16 protein-coding genes are annotated in these 16,675 nt (G+C 70.6%); 15 read left to right on the top strand and 1 reads right to left on the bottom strand.

From position 1 onward, the window contains the following. The 15 genes from pafA to JK361_RS23785 all read left to right on the top strand — a co-directional run bounded on the left by pafA (position 1) and on the right by JK361_RS23785 (position 15,533). Positions 1 to 1,362, top strand: a complete 1,362-nt coding sequence (gene pafA / locus JK361_RS23855) for a Pup--protein ligase (RefSeq protein WP_201821556.1) — start codon at positions 1 to 3, stop codon at positions 1,360 to 1,362. A gap of 141 nt (positions 1,363 to 1,503) precedes the next feature. Further along, on the top strand, positions 1,504 to 2,505 hold the full coding sequence (locus JK361_RS23850) for an FKBP-type peptidyl-prolyl cis-trans isomerase (RefSeq protein WP_201821555.1): 1,002 nt from the start codon (positions 1,504 to 1,506) through the stop codon (positions 2,503 to 2,505). Between the two features lie 85 nt (positions 2,506 to 2,590). Then, positions 2,591 to 2,962 carry an FKBP-type peptidyl-prolyl cis-trans isomerase gene (locus JK361_RS23845; RefSeq protein WP_201821554.1) on the top strand — a complete coding sequence of 124 codons (372 nt, stop codon included), beginning with the start codon at positions 2,591 to 2,593 and terminating at the stop codon, positions 2,960 to 2,962. Positions 2,963 to 3,098: 136 nt separating this feature from the next. Next, positions 3,099 to 4,076 carry a helix-turn-helix transcriptional regulator gene (locus JK361_RS23840; protein WP_201821553.1) on the top strand — a complete coding sequence of 326 codons (978 nt, stop codon included), beginning with the start codon at positions 3,099 to 3,101 and terminating at the stop codon, positions 4,074 to 4,076. Positions 4,077 to 4,090: 14 nt separating this feature from the next. Further along, positions 4,091 to 5,119 (top strand): helix-turn-helix transcriptional regulator, encoded by a 1,029-nt coding sequence (locus JK361_RS23835; protein WP_201821552.1) that lies wholly within the window; start codon positions 4,091 to 4,093, stop codon positions 5,117 to 5,119. Between the two features lie 95 nt (positions 5,120 to 5,214). Beyond that, a complete protein-coding gene (locus JK361_RS23830; protein ID WP_201821827.1) occupies positions 5,215 to 5,475 on the top strand; it encodes a hypothetical protein in 261 nt (86 codons plus the stop codon). Positions 5,476 to 5,774: 299 nt separating this feature from the next. Continuing rightward, positions 5,775 to 5,969: a hypothetical protein gene (locus JK361_RS23825; RefSeq protein ID WP_201821551.1), complete on the top strand. Its 195-nt coding sequence runs from the start codon at positions 5,775 to 5,777 to the stop codon at positions 5,967 to 5,969. Positions 5,970 to 6,218: 249 nt separating this feature from the next. Then, a complete protein-coding gene (tatA, locus tag JK361_RS23820; protein WP_201821549.1) occupies positions 6,219 to 6,503 on the top strand; it encodes a Sec-independent protein translocase subunit TatA in 285 nt (94 codons plus the stop codon). Positions 6,504 to 6,550: 47 nt separating this feature from the next. Beyond that, positions 6,551 to 7,495, top strand: a complete 945-nt coding sequence (gene tatC, locus JK361_RS23815; protein WP_201821547.1) for a twin-arginine translocase subunit TatC — start codon at positions 6,551 to 6,553, stop codon at positions 7,493 to 7,495. Between the two features lie 95 nt (positions 7,496 to 7,590). Further along, complete coding sequence (locus JK361_RS23810) at positions 7,591 to 10,443, top strand: DEAD/DEAH box helicase (RefSeq protein WP_201821545.1); 2,853 nt, start codon at positions 7,591 to 7,593, stop codon at positions 10,441 to 10,443. A gap of 471 nt (positions 10,444 to 10,914) precedes the next feature. After that, positions 10,915 to 12,585 (top strand): sensor histidine kinase, encoded by a 1,671-nt coding sequence (locus tag JK361_RS23805; protein ID WP_201821543.1) that lies wholly within the window; start codon positions 10,915 to 10,917, stop codon positions 12,583 to 12,585. Next, a complete protein-coding gene (locus tag JK361_RS23800; protein ID WP_201821540.1) occupies positions 12,582 to 12,986 on the top strand; it encodes a roadblock/LC7 domain-containing protein in 405 nt (134 codons plus the stop codon). The genes JK361_RS23805 and JK361_RS23800 overlap by 4 nt, the downstream gene beginning before the upstream one ends. Further along, positions 12,983 to 13,399, top strand: a complete 417-nt coding sequence (locus JK361_RS23795) for a DUF742 domain-containing protein (RefSeq protein ID WP_201821538.1) — start codon at positions 12,983 to 12,985, stop codon at positions 13,397 to 13,399. The genes JK361_RS23800 and JK361_RS23795 overlap by 4 nt, the downstream gene beginning before the upstream one ends. Continuing rightward, the gene (locus tag JK361_RS23790) at positions 13,380 to 14,000 is read left to right on the top strand and encodes a GTP-binding protein (protein ID WP_201821537.1); all 621 of its coding nucleotides are present in this window, start codon (positions 13,380 to 13,382) and stop codon (positions 13,998 to 14,000) included. The genes JK361_RS23795 and JK361_RS23790 overlap by 20 nt, the downstream gene beginning before the upstream one ends. A 42-nt stretch (positions 14,001 to 14,042) precedes the next feature. After that, complete coding sequence (locus JK361_RS23785) at positions 14,043 to 15,533, top strand: cytochrome P450 (protein WP_201821536.1); 1,491 nt, start codon at positions 14,043 to 14,045, stop codon at positions 15,531 to 15,533. A 119-nt stretch (positions 15,534 to 15,652) separates the two neighbouring features. Here the strand turns inward: JK361_RS23785 and JK361_RS23780 are convergent, their stop codons facing one another. Further along, the gene (locus JK361_RS23780; RefSeq protein WP_201821535.1) at positions 15,653 to 16,615 is read right to left on the bottom strand and encodes a pseudouridine synthase; all 963 of its coding nucleotides are present in this window, start codon (positions 16,613 to 16,615) and stop codon (positions 15,653 to 15,655) included. Positions 16,616 to 16,675 lie beyond the last annotated feature (60 nt).

Raw genomic sequence — 16,675 nt, 5'->3', positions numbered from 1 at the left:
ATGGACCGCCGCATTTTCGGGCTGGAGAACGAGTACGGCGTCACGTGCACGTTCAGGGGACAGCGGCGCCTGTCTCCTGACGAGGTGGCGCGGTACCTCTTCCGCCGTGTCGTGTCATGGGGCCGCAGCAGCAATGTCTTTCTGCGAAACGGCGCCCGGCTGTATCTCGACGTGGGCTCACATCCGGAATACGCGACACCCGAATGTGACAACGTGATCGAACTGGTCACCCACGACAAGGCCGGCGAGCGCATTCTCGAGGGACTCCTGGTGGACGCGGAACGACGCCTGCACGAGGAGGGAATCGCAGGCGACGTCTACCTCTTCAAGAACAACACCGACTCGGCGGGCAACTCCTACGGGTGCCACGAGAACTACCTGGTGGCGCGGCACGGGGAGTTCTCCCGGCTTGCGGACATCCTCATCCCGTTCCTGGTGACCCGGCAGCTGTTGTGCGGTGCCGGGAAGGTGCTGCAGACGCCGCGTGGTGCGGTGTACTGCGTGAGTCAGCGGGCCGAGCACATCTGGGAGGGCGTCTCCTCGGCGACGACCCGGTCGAGGCCCATCATCAACACCCGCGACGAGCCGCACGCGGATGCCGAGCGTTACCGTCGGCTGCATGTCATCGTCGGTGACTCGAACATGTCCGAGACGACGATGCTGCTGAAGGTCGGTGCCACCGATCTGGTGCTGCGGATGATCGAGGCGGGCACGGTGATGCGTGACCTCACGCTGGAGAACCCGATCCGGGCGATCCGGGAGGTCAGCCACGACATCACCGGCCGGCGCAAGGTGCGTCTGGCCAGCGGGCGGGAGGCGTCCGCGCTGGAGGTGCAGCGCGAGTACTTCGACAAGGCGCTGGACTTCTGTGACCGGCGGGGCATCCGTACGGGGACGGTCGCGCAGGTGCTGGAGCTGTGGGGCCGCACGCTCGAGGCGATCGAGAACGAGGAACTGGACCGCATCGAGACCGAGATCGACTGGGTCATGAAGTACAAGCTCATCGAGCGGTACCGGGCCAAGCACAACATGACGATGTCGCATCCGCGGGTCGCTCAGATAGACCTCGCGTACCACGACATCCATCGTCGTCGTGGCCTGTACTACCTGCTGGAGAAGAAGGGTCAAGCGGCCCGGGTCTGCAACGACTTGAAGATCTTCGAGGGTAAGTCGGTGCCTCCGCAGACCACTCGGGCGCGGCTGCGCGGGGACTTCATCCGGCGGGCGCAGGAGCAGCGCAGGGACTTCACGGTCGACTGGGTGCATCTCAAGCTCAACGACCAGGCGCAGCGCACCGTGCTGTGCAAGGATCCGTTCCGTTCGGTGGACGACCGGGTGGAGAAGCTGATCGCCGGAATGTAGCGAAATGCGGGCGAGTCAAGCGTTTGGGCGTTGAAATGCCGGAGCGCCACACGGGCGCCGTACGTTTCCCGTACGGCGCCCGTGTCAGGTCGTAGAGTTGCGCACGCCATCCGCAAGATCGACCGATTACGAGGCTCTTCCGTGCGCCGACGCTCACTTCTCCTCGCCGCCGTTCCCGCAGGACTGGTCACGCTCGCCGGTTGCGGTGACGGCAAGTCCGAATCCGGCAAGACCGGCTCGCCGTCGCCGTCGGTGTCCTCGGCGCCGCCGCCCAAGATCGTGGACGGGCCGTTGCCGGCGATCACGGCGGGTACGAAGTTCGGTGAGAAGCCGACCGTCGCCAAGGGGTCGGGTGAGCCGTCGAAGAATCTGGCCGTGCGGACGGTGATCGCGGGCAGTGGCCGGACGGTCGCGGAGAACGACTTCATCCGGGCCGACTATCTCGGCCAGATCTGGGACACGGGCAAGGTCTTCGACAACTCCTTCGACCGCAAGCGCCCGCTGGTCATGCAGCTCGCCCAGGGCAGCATCATCGACGGCTGGCGGTATGCCCTTCAGGGCAAGAAGACGGGCAGCCGGATCGAGATCGCCGTGCCGCCGGACCTGGGGTACGGCAAGGGGGGCAATGCGCAGGCGGGGATCAAGGGCACCGACACGCTGGTGTTCGTCATCGATCTGATCGAGTCGTTCAACTCCAAGAGTTCCGCCAAGGGCACGCCGGTGCCGCAGACCGATGCCGCGCTGCCGAAGGTGGGGACGAACACCGACGGGCAGGTGCCCAAGGTGACGATTCCGCGGACGGACCCGCCGAAGAAGCTGGTGTCGGCGTACGTCCTGGAGGGTGACGGTCCGGAGCTGAAGGCCGACCAGACGGTTCTGTGCCAGTTCCAGGGTCTGGTCTGGGACGGTGGCAAGACGTTTCAGCGGACGTACGGTTCGGGCCGGCTCAGCCAGTTCTCGCTGGAGCAGATGCAGGAGGCGGTGAAGGGGCTCGCCCAGGGGCTGACCGGCAAGAAGGTGGGCAGCAGGGTTCTGATCGTGATCCCGCCGGAGCTGGGTTACGGGGACAATCCGCCGAGCGGCGGGGCCGTCGAGAAGGGTTCCACGCTCGTGTTCACGGTGGACATCCTCGCCGCGATGTGACCAGGTGCGCCCGTGTCGGGCGGGAGGGTCGTGGAGATGAAAGACTGTTCGCGTTTCGTCTCGTACACATGCAGGAGCTTTTGACGTGAGCATCGAGAAGCCCGAGATCGACTTCCCGGAGGGCAACCCCCCGGCGGACCTTGAGATCAAGGACATCTGGGAGGGTGACGGGCCGGTCGCCGAGGCGGGCCAGACGGTCACCGTGCACTACGTGGGCGTCGCTTTCAGCACCGGTGAGGAGTTCGACGCCAGCTGGAACCGTGGCACTCCGTTCCGCTTCCCGCTGGGTGGCGGCCGGGTCATCGCGGGCTGGGACCGGGGTGTGCAGGGCATGAAGGTCGGTGGCCGCCGTCAGCTGACGATCCCCGCCCACCTCGCCTACGGGAACCAGAGCCCGACCCCGGCGATCAAGGCCGGCGAGACCCTCATCTTCGTGGTGGACCTTCTCGCCGTCTGATCCGTGATCCGGTCCGACCGGATCCGATCAGCTGGGGCCCATGCCTGCTCGGGCGTGGGCCCTCGGCTTTTGCCACCGCGTGCCGGAGCGGTACGGTCGTCGATCGTAAGCACCATAGGGAAGGCGAAGGGCGTCGATGGCCATTGCCAAGGCCGAGCGGCTGATGAACCTCGCGCTGTGTCTGCTCGGCACTCGCCGGCCGCTCAGCAAGCGCGAGCTGCGCGATTCCATTGAGGCATACGTCGAGGCCGCCAGGCCGGAGAGCGGTGCGGCGGGTTCCGACGACTCCTTCAACCGGATGTTCGAGCGGGACAAGGACGACCTGCGCGAGCTGGGCCTGGTCATCGAGACCGTGGAGAACATCGAGGGCGAGGTCGGTTACCTCGCCCGCCGTGACAGCAACCGCCTGCCTCCCATCACGCTGGACGCCGAGGAGGCCGCCGCGCTGGGCCTCGCCGCCAAGGTCTGGCAGCAGGCGCGGCTGGCGGGGGCGGCCAGCGGCGCGTTGCAGAAGCTGCGCGCGGCCGGGCTGCCCGAGGACGTCGACCCGTACGAGGCGCACGGGGCGCTGGAGCCGCGCATCCCGGTGCACGAGGCCGCCTTCGAACCGCTGATGCTGGCCTGCCGTGACCGTCGCCCGGTGGTCTTCGAGTACCGCAAGGCGTCCGCCGTCCATCCGGAGCCGCGGCATGTCGAGCCGTGGGCGCTGGAGTGCTGGCGTGGCCACTGGTACCTGGCCGGTTTCGACCGTGACCGGGGCGCCGAGCGTGTCTTCCGGCTCTCCCGGATCACGGGCAGGGTCAGGTCGCGCGGCACGGGCTTCAGCGTGCCCGTGCCGGACGTGGTGACCGTGCGGGAGACCGTCGCGAGCTGGGCCGGTGAGATCGCCGACCGTTCGGCGCTGATCCGGCTGCGTTCGGGCGCCGGTTACCCCCTTCGGGCGAAAGCCACCGGGGTCCGGGAACTCGGTGACGGCTGGGACGAGTTGGAGATCCCGTACGGGCACGGTCTGGACGCGTGGCTGGTGGAGTTCGGGCCGGACGTGGTGGTCGTGGAGCCGGCCGAGCTGCGGGCCGACGTGGTGGACCGGCTGCGTGCCGTGGCCAAGGGCTGAAGGGGAGCAGGACTGTGGCAGGCAAACCGGCCAGGACGGTCAACGCCATCGACCAGACCCGGCGGATGCTCTCCCTGGTGACGTATCTGCGGGAGCGTCCCGGCGCCCGGATCGCCGATGTCGCGCGTGCCTTCGGCATCAGCGAGGACGAGCTGGTCGCCGACCTGGATCTGCTGCCCATGTGCGGTACCAGCTTCCGCGGCGGGGATCTGCTGGACATCGACACCGACGGCGAGCGGATCTGGTGGCACAACCCGGCGGCGCTCGGTGAGGAGGCGGCCGAACCGCTGCGGCTCGCCGCCGACGAGGCCACCGCTCTGCTGGTGGCCGCCCGTGCGGTGGCCACTCTGCCGGGCCTGCGGGAGGGGGACCGGCAGGCTCTGCTGCGGGCCACCGCCAAGGTGGAGACGGCGGCCGGTGAGGCGGCCGGCGCGAGTTCCCGGCTGTCGGTGACGTTCGAGTCCGAGGGCGGGGTCTTCGCCGACGTGGACCGGGCGATCTCCGAGCGGCGCCGGCTGTGGATCCGCTACTACTCCCCGGCCCGTGACGAGGTCACCGAGCGCGAGATCGACCCGATCCGGCTGGTCAGTGTCGGCCACACCTATGTGGAGGCCTGGTGCCGCCGCTCCGAGGCCCGGCGCACCTTCCGGCTCGACCGGGTGGCCGAGATCCGGATCCTGGACGCGCCGTCGGCTCCGCCCGAGGTGGAGCTGCGCGATCTCTCCGAGGGGCTGGTGCAGCCGGCCGCCGAGGACCCGGAGGTCGTGGTCGAGGTCGGCCCCGGCGGTCGCTGGGTCGCCGAGTACTACCCGCACGACAGCGCCGATGAGCTTCCCGACGGCGGGCTGCGTATCTCTCTGCGCACCCCCGATCCGGCTTCCCTGCGCCGGCTGGCGCTGCGGCTGGGCCGCGACGGACGGATCGTCTCGCCGCCGGAGCTGGCCGAGAGCGCCCGGCGGGCGGCCCGCGAGGCCCTGGCGGCGTACGACGGTCCGGGCGCGGTGTCCGGCGCCGCCGGCGTCCGGGACGAGAAGTCTGTGTGAGCCGAGGCCGTGGTGCCACGACGGCGGACGACCGAGGCGAGCCGACGAAGAGGAGCGAGGCTGTGAGCGAGTCTCCGGAGTGCGGTGCGGGTGAGATGACGGTGGCGACCGCCTTCGCCGGGATGAGGAGAGTGGTCCCGGTGGTGTTCCGGGCCGGCTGCCCGGACTGCCGGGGCCGCTTCGAACTCGCCGCGAGCGCGCTGCGCCTCGCCATCGGCGCCACCAGCCGGACGACGTTCTACTCCTTCACCTGCCCCGACTGCGGCACCGCGGTGCGCAAGCCGGCCGGCGAGCGGATCGTGGAGTTGCTCACCGGTGGCGGGGTCAGGACCCTGCGGCTGCACTCCACGGTGTAGCGGCTGCTCGACAGGATGTGGCGGCGCCACGGTGCAGGGGGTGCCAGCCACGGTGCAGAGGGTGCCTGCCACGGTGCAGCGGCCGCGGCCGCTGACCACGGTATGGCCGGCTGCCCGGCCACGGTCCCGCCGGTCGCCCGCGACGAGGCCGCGGGATCGCCCGGCACAGGGCTGGGGCAGGTCGGTCGCCCGGCACAGGGCGGCGAGAGTTCCACCGGTGGCCCGCCGTGGTCCGGCCGGTTGCCGCTACGGTGCGGCCGGCTGCGGGGCGCGCCGTCGGACGCACTACTCTCGACGTCATGTTCTGGCCGATGTTCGCGGTAGCCGTGGGTTTCCTGGGTCTCGCCGTCCTGGGGGTGCTCGCCGTCCGGGTGTTCCTGGAGGCACGGCGCCTCGGGCAGCAGGTCGCGGACTCGGCGCGGCGCATCAGCAGGGCGGCCGAGGACCTGGAGCGGGCGGCCGTGAGCGCGGCCCGTGCCGTGGACACGCTGTGAACCGGGTCCCGGAGGGCCCGCCCGTCCGGGGCGCGGGTGCGCCGTGGGTCACTTCGGCCTGTCACCTTGCCCGTACGGCCAGGTACGCTGCTGGTCGCGGCCCGAGAACGAGGCGCGGTCCGCAGAGCAGGAGTACGTCCGGGGATTGTTCCGCGTTCACCCCCAGGCGTTACGATCGCAGCCAGGATGACGTTCGGACGAGTGTCCGACCTGTCGGACATACCCGCCTCGGTGAGAAGGTGAAGATTTATGTTCCGCAACGGACTTGAGCCGTGGCACCTGCTGATCCTCGTTGTGGTGATCCTCCTCGTGTTCGGCTCGAAGAAGCTGCCGGACATGGCGCGCTCGCTCGGCAAGTCCGCCCGCATCCTGAAGAGCGAGGCGAAGGCGATGAAGGAGGACGGCAAGCAGTCCGCCGACACCGCCCCGTCCGCCGAGGAGCCCGCTCCCGCTCAGCGTACGATCCAGGCCGCGCCCGGCGACGTGACCAGCTCCCGCCCGGTCAACGAGCCGACGGACACGACCAAGCGCTGACGCGAGGACCGGGGCATCCGGTCCGCTGCACGAGATGAGGATGTGGGTTGCTCAAGTCTGCCCGCAAAAAGGAGAGGGATCCCGAGGGGCGGATGCCTCTCGCGGATCACTTGCGTGAGCTGCGCAACCGGCTCGCGAAGGGTGTCCTGGCGATCCTCGCCGTCACGATCATCGCGGCCTTCTTCTACCGGGACATCATCGATGTCATCACCCGGCCGATGCTGGACGAGATCGGCTGCCACCAGTCGTTCGGGGAACTGGCCGGTGCCAAGAACGCCCGCTGCGCGCACATCACCGTCAGCGGTCTGCTGGCGCCGTTCACCCTGGCGCTGAAGGTCGCCCTGATGACCGGTGTCGTGCTCGCGTCGCCGGTGTGGCTCTACCAGCTGTGGGCGTTCGTCGCGCCGGGCCTGCACCGGAAAGAGAAGAAGTACGCCTACGCGTTCGTCGGCTTCGGCTTCCCGCTCTTCCTCGGTGGCGGCTACCTCGCGTTCCACGTGCTGCCCACCACGGCCAGGGTGATGATCGACCTCACACCCGACGGTGCCGAGAACCTGCTGCCGCTGGACGACCTGCTGGACCTGGTCACCCGCATGATCGTCGTCTTCGGCCTCGCCTTCGAGATGCCGTTGCTGCTGGTCATGCTCAACCTGACCGGTGTGCTGTCCGGGCGGCGCATGCTGGGCTGGTGGCGCGGCATGGTCATCGGCATCACGGTCTTCGCGGCCGTGGCCACGCCCAGCCCGGACCCGATGACGATGCTGGCGCTGGCGGCGCCGATCTGGGCGCTGTACTTCGTCGCCGTGGCCATCGCGATGCTCAACGACCGGCGCCGGGCCCGCCGCGAGGCGGACGGCCCCGGCGACGACGAGGCCTCCGAGCTGGACCTGACTCCCGAGGACATCGGCGAGGTCGAGTCCGTCCCGGCCGCCCGCGCCCTGCCCGAGCAGGCGAGCACCGAGCGCGTCAACGGCTACGACGACGTGACCTGATCCCGCACCGAGCCGTCGCGCGATGCCCCCGTCCTCCCGAGGACGGGGGCATCCGTCTTTTCGCGGGGCCGGGCCGCGGGACGGCGATCCCGATAATGATCGTCCTGTTGTCAGTGGGGCCCGGTACGCTCGAAAGTACGATGACAGAGGATCTCTCACCGGCCGAGCGGTATGCGGCGGCCCGCAGGCGGGCAGCCGAGCAGGCCACCGCGCTCGCCTCCTTCCGCGAGATGTACGACTTCGGCCTCGACCCCTTCCAGATCGAGGCCTGCCAGGCACTCGAAGCGGGGAAGGGTGTGCTGGTGGCCGCCCCCACCGGCTCGGGCAAGACGATCGTGGGCGAGTTCGCCGTCCACCTCGCCCTCCGGCAGGGCAAGAAGTGCTTCTACACGACGCCCATCAAGGCGCTGTCGAACCAGAAGTACGCCGACCTGTGCCGCAGATACGGCGCGTCGAAGGTCGGCCTGCTCACCGGCGACAACAGCGTGAACTCCGACGCGCCCGTGGTCGTGATGACCACCGAGGTGCTGCGGAACATGCTGTACGCCGGGTCGCAGACCCTCCTCGGCCTCGGCTACGTGGTCATGGACGAGGTGCACTACCTCTCCGACCGCTTCCGCGGCGCCGTCTGGGAGGAGGTGATCATCCACCTGCCCGAGTCGGTGACGCTGGTCTCGCTGTCCGCCACCGTGTCCAACGCCGAGGAGTTCGGTGACTGGCTGGACACCGTCCGGGGCGACACCGAGGTGATCGTCTCCGAGCACCGGCCCGTGCCGCTGTTCCAGCACGTGCTCGCCGGGCGCCGGATGTACGACCTGTTCGAGGAGGGCGAGGGCCACAAGAAGGCCGTCAATCCCGACCTGGCCCGGCTGGCCCGCATGGAGGCCACCAGGCCGTCGTACCAGGACCGCAGGCGCGGCCGGTCGATGCGCGAGGCCGACCGGGAGCGCGAGCGCAGACAGCGCTCGCGCGTGTGGACACCGGGCCGTCCCGAGGTCATCGAGCGCTTGGACTCCGAGGGCCTGCTGCCCGCCATCACCTTCATCTTCAGCCGTGCCGCCTGCGAGGCCGCCGTCCAGCAGTGCCTGTACGCGGGCCTCAGGCTCAACGACGAGGAGGCCCGGGAACAGGTCCGGGCCCTGGTCGAGGAGCGCACCGCCGCCATCCCGCCGGAGGACCTGCACGTCCTCGGCTACTACGAATGGCTGGAGGGCCTGGAGCGGGGCATCGCCGCCCACCACGCGGGCATGCTGCCCACCTTCAAGGAGGTCGTCGAGGAGCTGTTCGTGCGCGGCCTGGTCAAGGCCGTGTTCGCCACCGAGACCCTCGCGCTCGGCATCAACATGCCGGCCCGCTCGGTGGTGCTGGAGAAGCTCGTCAAGTGGAACGGCGAGCAGCACGCCGACATCACGCCCGGCGAGTACACCCAGCTGACCGGCCGCGCCGGCCGCCGGGGCATCGACGTCGAGGGCCACGCCGTGGTGCTGTGGCAGCGCGGCATGAGCCCCGAGCACCTGGCCGGTCTCGCGGGCACGCGCACGTACCCGCTGCGCTCCAGCTTCAAGCCGTCGTACAACATGGCGGTCAACCTGGTCGAGCAGTTCGGCCGGCACCGCTCGCGCGAGCTGCTGGAGACGTCTTTCGCCCAGTTCCAGGCCGACAAGTCGGTCGTCGGGATCTCGCGGCAGGTGCAGCGCAACGAGGAGGGCCTGTCCGGCTACAAGGCGTCGATGACCTGCCACCTCGGCGACTTCGAGGAGTACGCGCGGCTGCGCCGCGAGCTGAAGGACCGGGAGACCGAGCTGGCCCGGCAGGGCGCGAACCAGCGGCGGGCCGAGGCCGCCGTCGCCCTGGAGAAGCTCAAGCCGGGCGACGTCATCCACGTGCCCACGGGCAAGTACGCCGGTCTGGCCCTGGTGCTGGACCCGGGGCTGCCCGCGGGCCGGTCGAACGGCCACCGCGGCTTCGACCACCACGACGGTCCGCGCCCGCTGGTGCTGACGGCCGAACGGCAGGTGAAGCGGCTGGCGTCGATGGACTTCCCGGTGCCGGTCGAACCGCTGGACCGGATGCGGATCCCGAAGTCCTTCAACCCGCGCTCGCCGCAGTCCCGGCGGGACCTCGCCTCCGCGCTGCGCACCAAGGCCGGGCACATCCCGCCGGAGCGGGCCCGCAAGAAGCGCGCGCAGGCCGCCGACGACCGTGAGATCGCGCGGCTGCGCACGGCGATCCGGGCCCACCCCTGCCACGGCTGCGACGACCGGGAGGACCATGCCCGCTGGGCGGAGCGCTACCACCGGCTGATGCGTGACACCTCGCAGCTGGAACGGCGCATCGAGGGCCGTACGAACACGATCGCGCGCACCTTCGACCGGATCGTGGCGCTGCTGACCGAACTGGACTATCTGCGCGGTGACGAGGTCACCGAGCACGGCAGGCGGCTCGCTCGGCTGTACGGCGAACTGGACCTGCTGGCCAGCGAGTGCCTGCGGGAACGCGTCTGGGAGGGGCTCTCGCCCGCCGAACTCGCCGCCTGCGTCTCGGCGCTGGTGTACGAGGCGCGGGTCGGCGACGACGCGATGGCGCCGAAGCTGCCGTCCGGCAAGGCCAAGGCCGCGCTCGGGGAGATGGTCCGGATCTGGGGCCGGCTCGACGGCCTGGAGGAGGACTTCCGGATCAGCCAGACCGAGGGTGTCGGCCAGCGCGAGCCCGACCTGGGCTTCGCCTGGGCCGCCTACATGTGGGCCTCGGACAAGGGCCTGGACGAGGTGCTGCGCGAGGCGGAGATGCCGGCCGGCGACTTCGTGCGGTGGTGCAAGCAGGTCATCGACGTGCTCGGGCAGATCTCCGCGGCCGCTCCCGTGGAGGGCTCGACGGTCGCCAAGGCGGCGCGCAAGGCGGTCGATCAGCTGCTGCGGGGTGTGGTCGCCTACTCGTCGGTGGGCTGACGGCCGGTCCGGCGGGCGCGGGAGCCCCGTGGCCCGTCGCGTGGTTCCCGCGCCCTCGAAGCCGGCCGTCGTCGGCCCGCTTCGCAAGACCCCGGACCGTCTTCTTCAGGCGGTCCGGGGCGAACTGCCGCCGGGGGAACGGCGGTTGTGGTCACCGAGGTGCGGCCTCGGACTCTTTTTCACTCTTCGCGGTGAGTGACTTTCGCACGCCCGTGTGCTGTTACCGAATGTGTGCGAACAACAGCTCTGCGTGTAAAAGGAGTTGAGCGTACTCCTGGTGCGGGGGCGTTTTCAGGTGCTTGCCGAATATGACACGGCGATGATCCGGTCGGACTAAGCTCGCCCGCGGCGCACCGAGTTGAGGTAATTCGTGCGTCTGTTCCCAAACGTGAAGCAGATCCCCTTTGGTTCCATGAACCTTCCCCCCGCAAGCTCCCCCGACACCCAGCCGACTCATCTCAGAAGGCATCCATGGTGAGTGTTCAGAAGCCTCCCGGTGGCCGTGAACGTCCCTATGCGCGTGTGCTGTTGCCGCCGGCCATAGTGATGGCCGGCGCGGCCGGAGCCGCCGTCGCCCTGGTACCGCCCTCGGCCCGGCTCGCCGTCGGCGTGTGCGGAGCGCTGGCCCTGCTGCTGGTCCTCGGCACGGCCGGGGAGGCCGCCCGGCGCGGCCGCCGGCTCCGTGAAGCGCAGGCCGAACACGCCCGTCACACCGCGTATTTGGAACAGCGGATCGCCGCGCACAACGAGCTGATGGAGCGCTTCGCCACCGACGTCCTGCCTCTCGGCTTCCTCAGGCTGCGCCGCGGCGAGGCGCTCCGGGACACGGTACGCAACGTCTTCGACGCCGACCCCGAACTGCGCGGCCTGCCCGAGGGATACCGCGAACTGGTGCGCATCGCGCTGCGCGGTGCCGACCACGAGATCTCCATGCGCGACGCCTCCGAGCGCTCCTTCGTGAGCATCGCCCGCCGCGTCCAGGCCATCGTCCACCAGCAGGCCAAGGAACTCCGCGAGATGGAGGAGGACCACGGGCGCAACCCGGAGGTCTTCGACGACCTGCTGCGCATCGACCACGGCACCTCGCTGATCGGCCGCCTCGCCGACACCATCTCCGTCCTCGGCGGCGGCCGCCCCGGCCGTCAGTGGCCCCTGCCGGTCTCCCTGTACAGCGTGCTGCGCGGCGCCATGTCCCGCATCCTGGAGTACCGCCGCATCGACCTCAGCTCCATCGTCAACATCAACATCAAGGGCACCGCGGTCGAACCCGTCATCCACGCGGCCGCCGAACTCCTCGACAACGCCACCCGCTACTCGCCGCCCTCGACGCAGGTGCACGTCACCGCCGCGGAGGTGCAGGCGGGCATCGCCATCGAGATCGAGGACGCCGGCGTCAGCCTCACCGAGGAGTCCCGCGCCCGCATCGAGCAGATGATCGAGGACGCCAAGAACGGCGACGACGCGCAGAACCTCGGCGAGAACCCGCGCCTCGGCCTCGCCGTCGTCGGCCGGCTCTGCAAGCAGTTCGACATGGAGGTCTCGCTGCGCGCCTCCGCCTACGGCGGCGTCCGCGCGATCCTCATCGTGCCGCGCGTCATGACGACCACCGAGCCCGGTGTGGGCGCCGCGCACGGCATCGGCGCCACCGGCATCCCCAAGCCCGAACTCGGCGCCGTCGAGGGCCCCAAGCGCCCGCCCAAGAAGCGCCGCCCCACCAGCCCCAAGATCCCCGCCGGGATCTCCATGGAGGACGACGTCCCGGAGGTCACCGAGTGGACCGCGGGCGGTCTGCCGCAGCGCCGCAGCCGGGTGAAGACCCCGCTCAGCCAGCGGATCGCGGAACAGGCCGCCATCGAACGCGCGGAGCGCGAGGGCCGGCCCACCATCTGGTCCCGGACCAGGGCCGAACCGGAACCCGAGCCCGAGATCGACCCCGAGCGCAAGAAGCTCATCGACCGGCCCCCGGGCATGTGGATGGAGGCGTTCTGGGACGGCCTGCGCAAGGGCATGCCCGAGGACGCCACCGCGGCCGAACTGACCGACTTCACGCTCCACCCGACCAAGTACCTGCATCTGATCGACGATTCGGCCGATCACGCCGAGGGCGCCACCGAGGCCGACGACGAGAGGGACCTCAAGTGATCCAGCAGCGAGCGAACCTGGACTGGATGCTCAAGCAGCTGAACGACGGCGTACCGGGCATCGAGATGATCGTCGTCCTCTCCTCCGACGGGCTGCGCATCGCCCGCTACGGCGGCGACCCCGACGCGGCCGACCGTGTGGCCGCCGCCTGCGCGGGCGTGCAGAGCCTGGCCGGCGCCATCATCCAGGAGATCCCCGGCGCCGGTGAGATGAAGGTCGTCGTCATCGAGATCGAGGGCGGTTACTTCTACCTCATGAACGCCGGCGCCAACGCCTACCTCGCCGTGCTCGCCGACGTGACCTGCGAACCGGGCCGGATGAGCGGCATGATGCGCGATCTCGTCGTCCGGATCGGTGCCCATCTCACCAGTCCGCCCCGGCGGAACGGGCAGACCGTATGACACCTCCACGACGCAAACGGCGCCGGCCGCAACCGGCCGCGCCCCCGCCGCCACCGCCCCATGAACCGGCGAACGGCCCCGAGAAGCCCGGGAACCCCGAACGGCTCTACACCATCGCGGGATCCGCCGACGGCGCCCGCGCCGAACTCGACCTGGTGACCCTGATCGTGGCGCGGTCCGCGCCACCGCCGTCCGCCTCGCCGGAGGAGGCGGCAGTGCTGAGACTCTGTCTCGCCCCGCTGTCCGTGGCCGAACTCTCGGCCTATCTGCAACTGCCCTTCAGCGCCATGACCGTGCTCATCACCAAGCTGATCGAGGCGGAGCTGGTGCAGGCGCGCGCGCCGATCGTCCGCCAGGCGGTTGCCGACCGTTCACTCCTCGAAGCGGTGATGCATGGACTTCAAAAGCTCTGACACGATCCCCGGCCCGCGCACCGAGGACCACCTGCCGCACACGGCCCAGGCCGCGGTGAAGATCGTGATCGTGGGCGGCTTCGGTGTCGGCAAGACCACCATGGTCGGCTCCGTCAGCGAGATCAGGCCGCTGACCACCGAGGAGACCATGACCCAGGCCGGCATCGGCGTGGACGACAACTACGGCTCCGACACCAAGACGGCCACCACCGTGGCCATGGACTTCGGCCGCATCAGCATCACCGACCAACTGGTGCTCTACCTCTTCGGCACCCCCGGCCAGGAGCGCTTCTGGTTCCTGTGGAACGGCCTGTTCGAAGGCGCGCTCGGCGCGGTCGTCCTGGTCGACACCCGGCGCCTGGAGGTCAGCTTCGACGTCATGGGCCGGCTGGAGGAACGCGGCGTGCCCTTCGTCGTGGCCGTCAACTCCTTCCCGGACGCGCCCCGCTACCCGGTCGAGGAGCTGCGCACCGCGCTGGACCTGGCCCCCGAGATCCCGATCCTCGAGTGCGACGTGCGCCGCCGGGCCTCCAGCAAGGACGTCCTGATGACCCTCATGCGCTTCCTGCACTCGCTCGCCCTGTCCGGCGCCCTCACCTGACCTGTCGACACGCCCCCACACCATCCGTTCCGGAGCGATCCCGTGACGTCTGAATCCTCATCCCTGACCGGCACAGACCCCATGCCCGGCCCGCCGCCGGGCTGCCCCGCGCACGGCCTCGGCCCCGGCGCGGTGCACCGGCTCTACGGCCCCGACACCGAGGACCTCGGCGGCCTCTACGACCGCCTGCGCGAGCAGCACGGCACCGTGGCCCCCGTACTCCTGCACGACGACGTACCGATGTGGGTGGTGCTCGGGCACGCCGAGAACCTCCAGCTGGTGCGCAGCCCCTCGCAGTACACGCGGGACAGCCGGATCTGGACCCCGCTGAAGGAAGGCATGGTCAAACCCGACCACCCCCTCATGCCGCACATCGCCTGGCAGCCGATCTGCTCCCACGCCGAGGGCGACGAGCACCAGCGGCTGCGCGCCGCGGTCACCGCGGCCATGGCCACCATCGACCACCGCAGCGTCCGCCGCCACATCGGCCGCTACACCCAGGGCCTGGTCAACGGGTTCTGCGAGCGGGGCCGGGCCGACCTGGTCTCCCAGTTCGCCGAGCACCTGCCGATGGCCGTGATGTGCGAGATCCTCGGCATGCCCGAGGAGTACAACGACCGGATGGTGCAGGCCGCGCGGGACGCCCTCAAGGGCACCGAGACCGCCATCCAGAGCCACACCTACGTCATGGACGCGCTCAGCCGGCTCACCACCCGCCGGCGCGCCCGGCCCGAGGACGACTTCACCAGTCACCTCGTCGGCCACCCGGCCGGACTCACCGACGACGAGGTCCGCGAACACCTGCGGCTCGTCCTCTTCGCGGCCTACGAGGCCACCGCGAACCTCCTCGCCAACGCGCTGCGCATGGTCCTCACCGAGCCGGGCTTCCGCGCCCAGCTCAACGGCGGCCAGATGACCGTGCCGGAGGCGATCGAGCAGTCCCTGTGGGACGAGCCGCCGTTCAGCACGGTCTTCGGCTACTTCGCCAAGCAGGACACCGAGCTGGGCGGCCGGCGCATCCGCAAGGGCGACGGGCTGCTCTTCGCGCCCGCCCCGGGCAACGTCGACCCACGGGTGCGGCCCGACCTGTCCGCGAACATGCAGGGCAACCGCTCGCACCTCGCCTTCGGCGGCGGCCCGCACGAGTGCCCCGGCCAGGACATCGGCCGCGCCATCGCCGACGTCGGCGTCGACGCGCTGCTGACACGGCTGTCCGACATCCAGCTCGACTGTGCCGAGGAGGACCTGCGCTGGCGGTCGTCCATCGCCTCCCGGCACCTGGTGGCGCTGCCGGTGCGCTTCGAACCGAAGCCGCAGCAGGACGTCGATCTGCCGCCGCGGGCCATGCCCGTTGTGCCGCAGCGCTCCACCTGGCAGGTCGGCACCCTCGGCGGCGATGCCGCCCCGGCCGTCGAACCGCAGGCGGCGGCCCCCCGCCCGGCTCCCGCCGCGGCCACGGCCCCGCCGGCCCCGCTCCCGTCCCGGCCACGCGGCCTGTGGCGGCGCCTGCTGCGCTGGTGGCGAGGCGACTGACGGGTGGCCGGCGCCTGCTGCGCTGGTGGCGTGGCGACCGGCGGGTGGCCGGTGCCTGGTGCGCTGGTGGCGTGGCGACCCGCGGGTGGCCGGTGCCTGCGTCCCGGCGGGGCCGGGCGTCAGTCGTGCGGTCCCTCGGGACCGGCCCAGTCGGCGTAGGACGTCCAGGCCCGCAGCCGGCGTCCGCTGCGGAACGAATGGTCCGCGCCGGTGACCGGGTCGGTGAACTCCAGGCGCCGCGCGAGCAGTTGCAGCGGGCGCCGGAAGTCGCCGGCCGGCACCGGGTCGGTCACCTCGGGATACAGCGGATCGCCGAGGATGGGCACGCCCAGCGAGGTCAGATGGACCCGCAGCTGGTGGGTCTGCCCGGTCGCCGGGAGGAGCCGGTACCGGCCGAGGCCGGACCGGTGCTCCGCCAGCTCGACGCGGGTCTCGGCGTTCGGCTCGCCCTCGACCTCGCGGGCGGCCTGCACCCCGCGTTCCTTCACGATCCTGCTCCGCACGGTCCTGGGCAGGGCGAGCGCAGGGTCGTACGGCGCGACCGCCTCGTACTCCTTGCGCACCCGCCGGTCCCGGAACAGCGTCTGGTACGCGCCGCGCTCCTCGGGCCGCACCGTGAACAGCACCAGTCCGGCGGTGAGCCGGTCCAGGCGGTGGGCCGCCGTCAGTGCGGGGATGTCCAGCTCGTGCCGGAGCCGGGCCAGTGCGGTCTGGGCGACATGTGTGCCGCGCGGGGTCGTGGCCAGGAAGTGCGGCTTGTCGGCCACCACGATGTGCTCGTCCCGGTACACCACCTCCACCGGGAACGGCACCGGCACCTCGGCGGGCAGTTCGCGGTGGAACCACACGAACATCCCCGGCCGGAACGGCGCGTCCGGCGCCACGGCCCGCCCGTCGGCCCCGACCACCAGCCCCTCGTCGAACATCGACTCGATCATCCCGGGACCGGCCCCCGTGAGCCGCTCCACCAGATGCTCGCGCACGGTGGCCCACGGCCCGCCCACGGGCAGCCGCACCCGTACGGGGTCCACCCCGTCACGTTGGGGGAGCGGGGCGGGCGGGGGCGGGGTACGGCGTCTCATCGGGGTCAAGGGTACGGGGGTGCGGTCACCCCGGTGACCGGCGAAAAGGGGCGGGCCGGC

This window comes from Streptomyces musisoli (assembly GCF_016741855.1).
In the GTDB taxonomy this organism is placed as follows: Bacteria; Actinomycetota; Actinomycetes; order Streptomycetales; family Streptomycetaceae; genus Streptomyces; species Streptomyces musisoli.
This window is presented reverse-complemented; position numbering and strand designations above follow the sequence as displayed.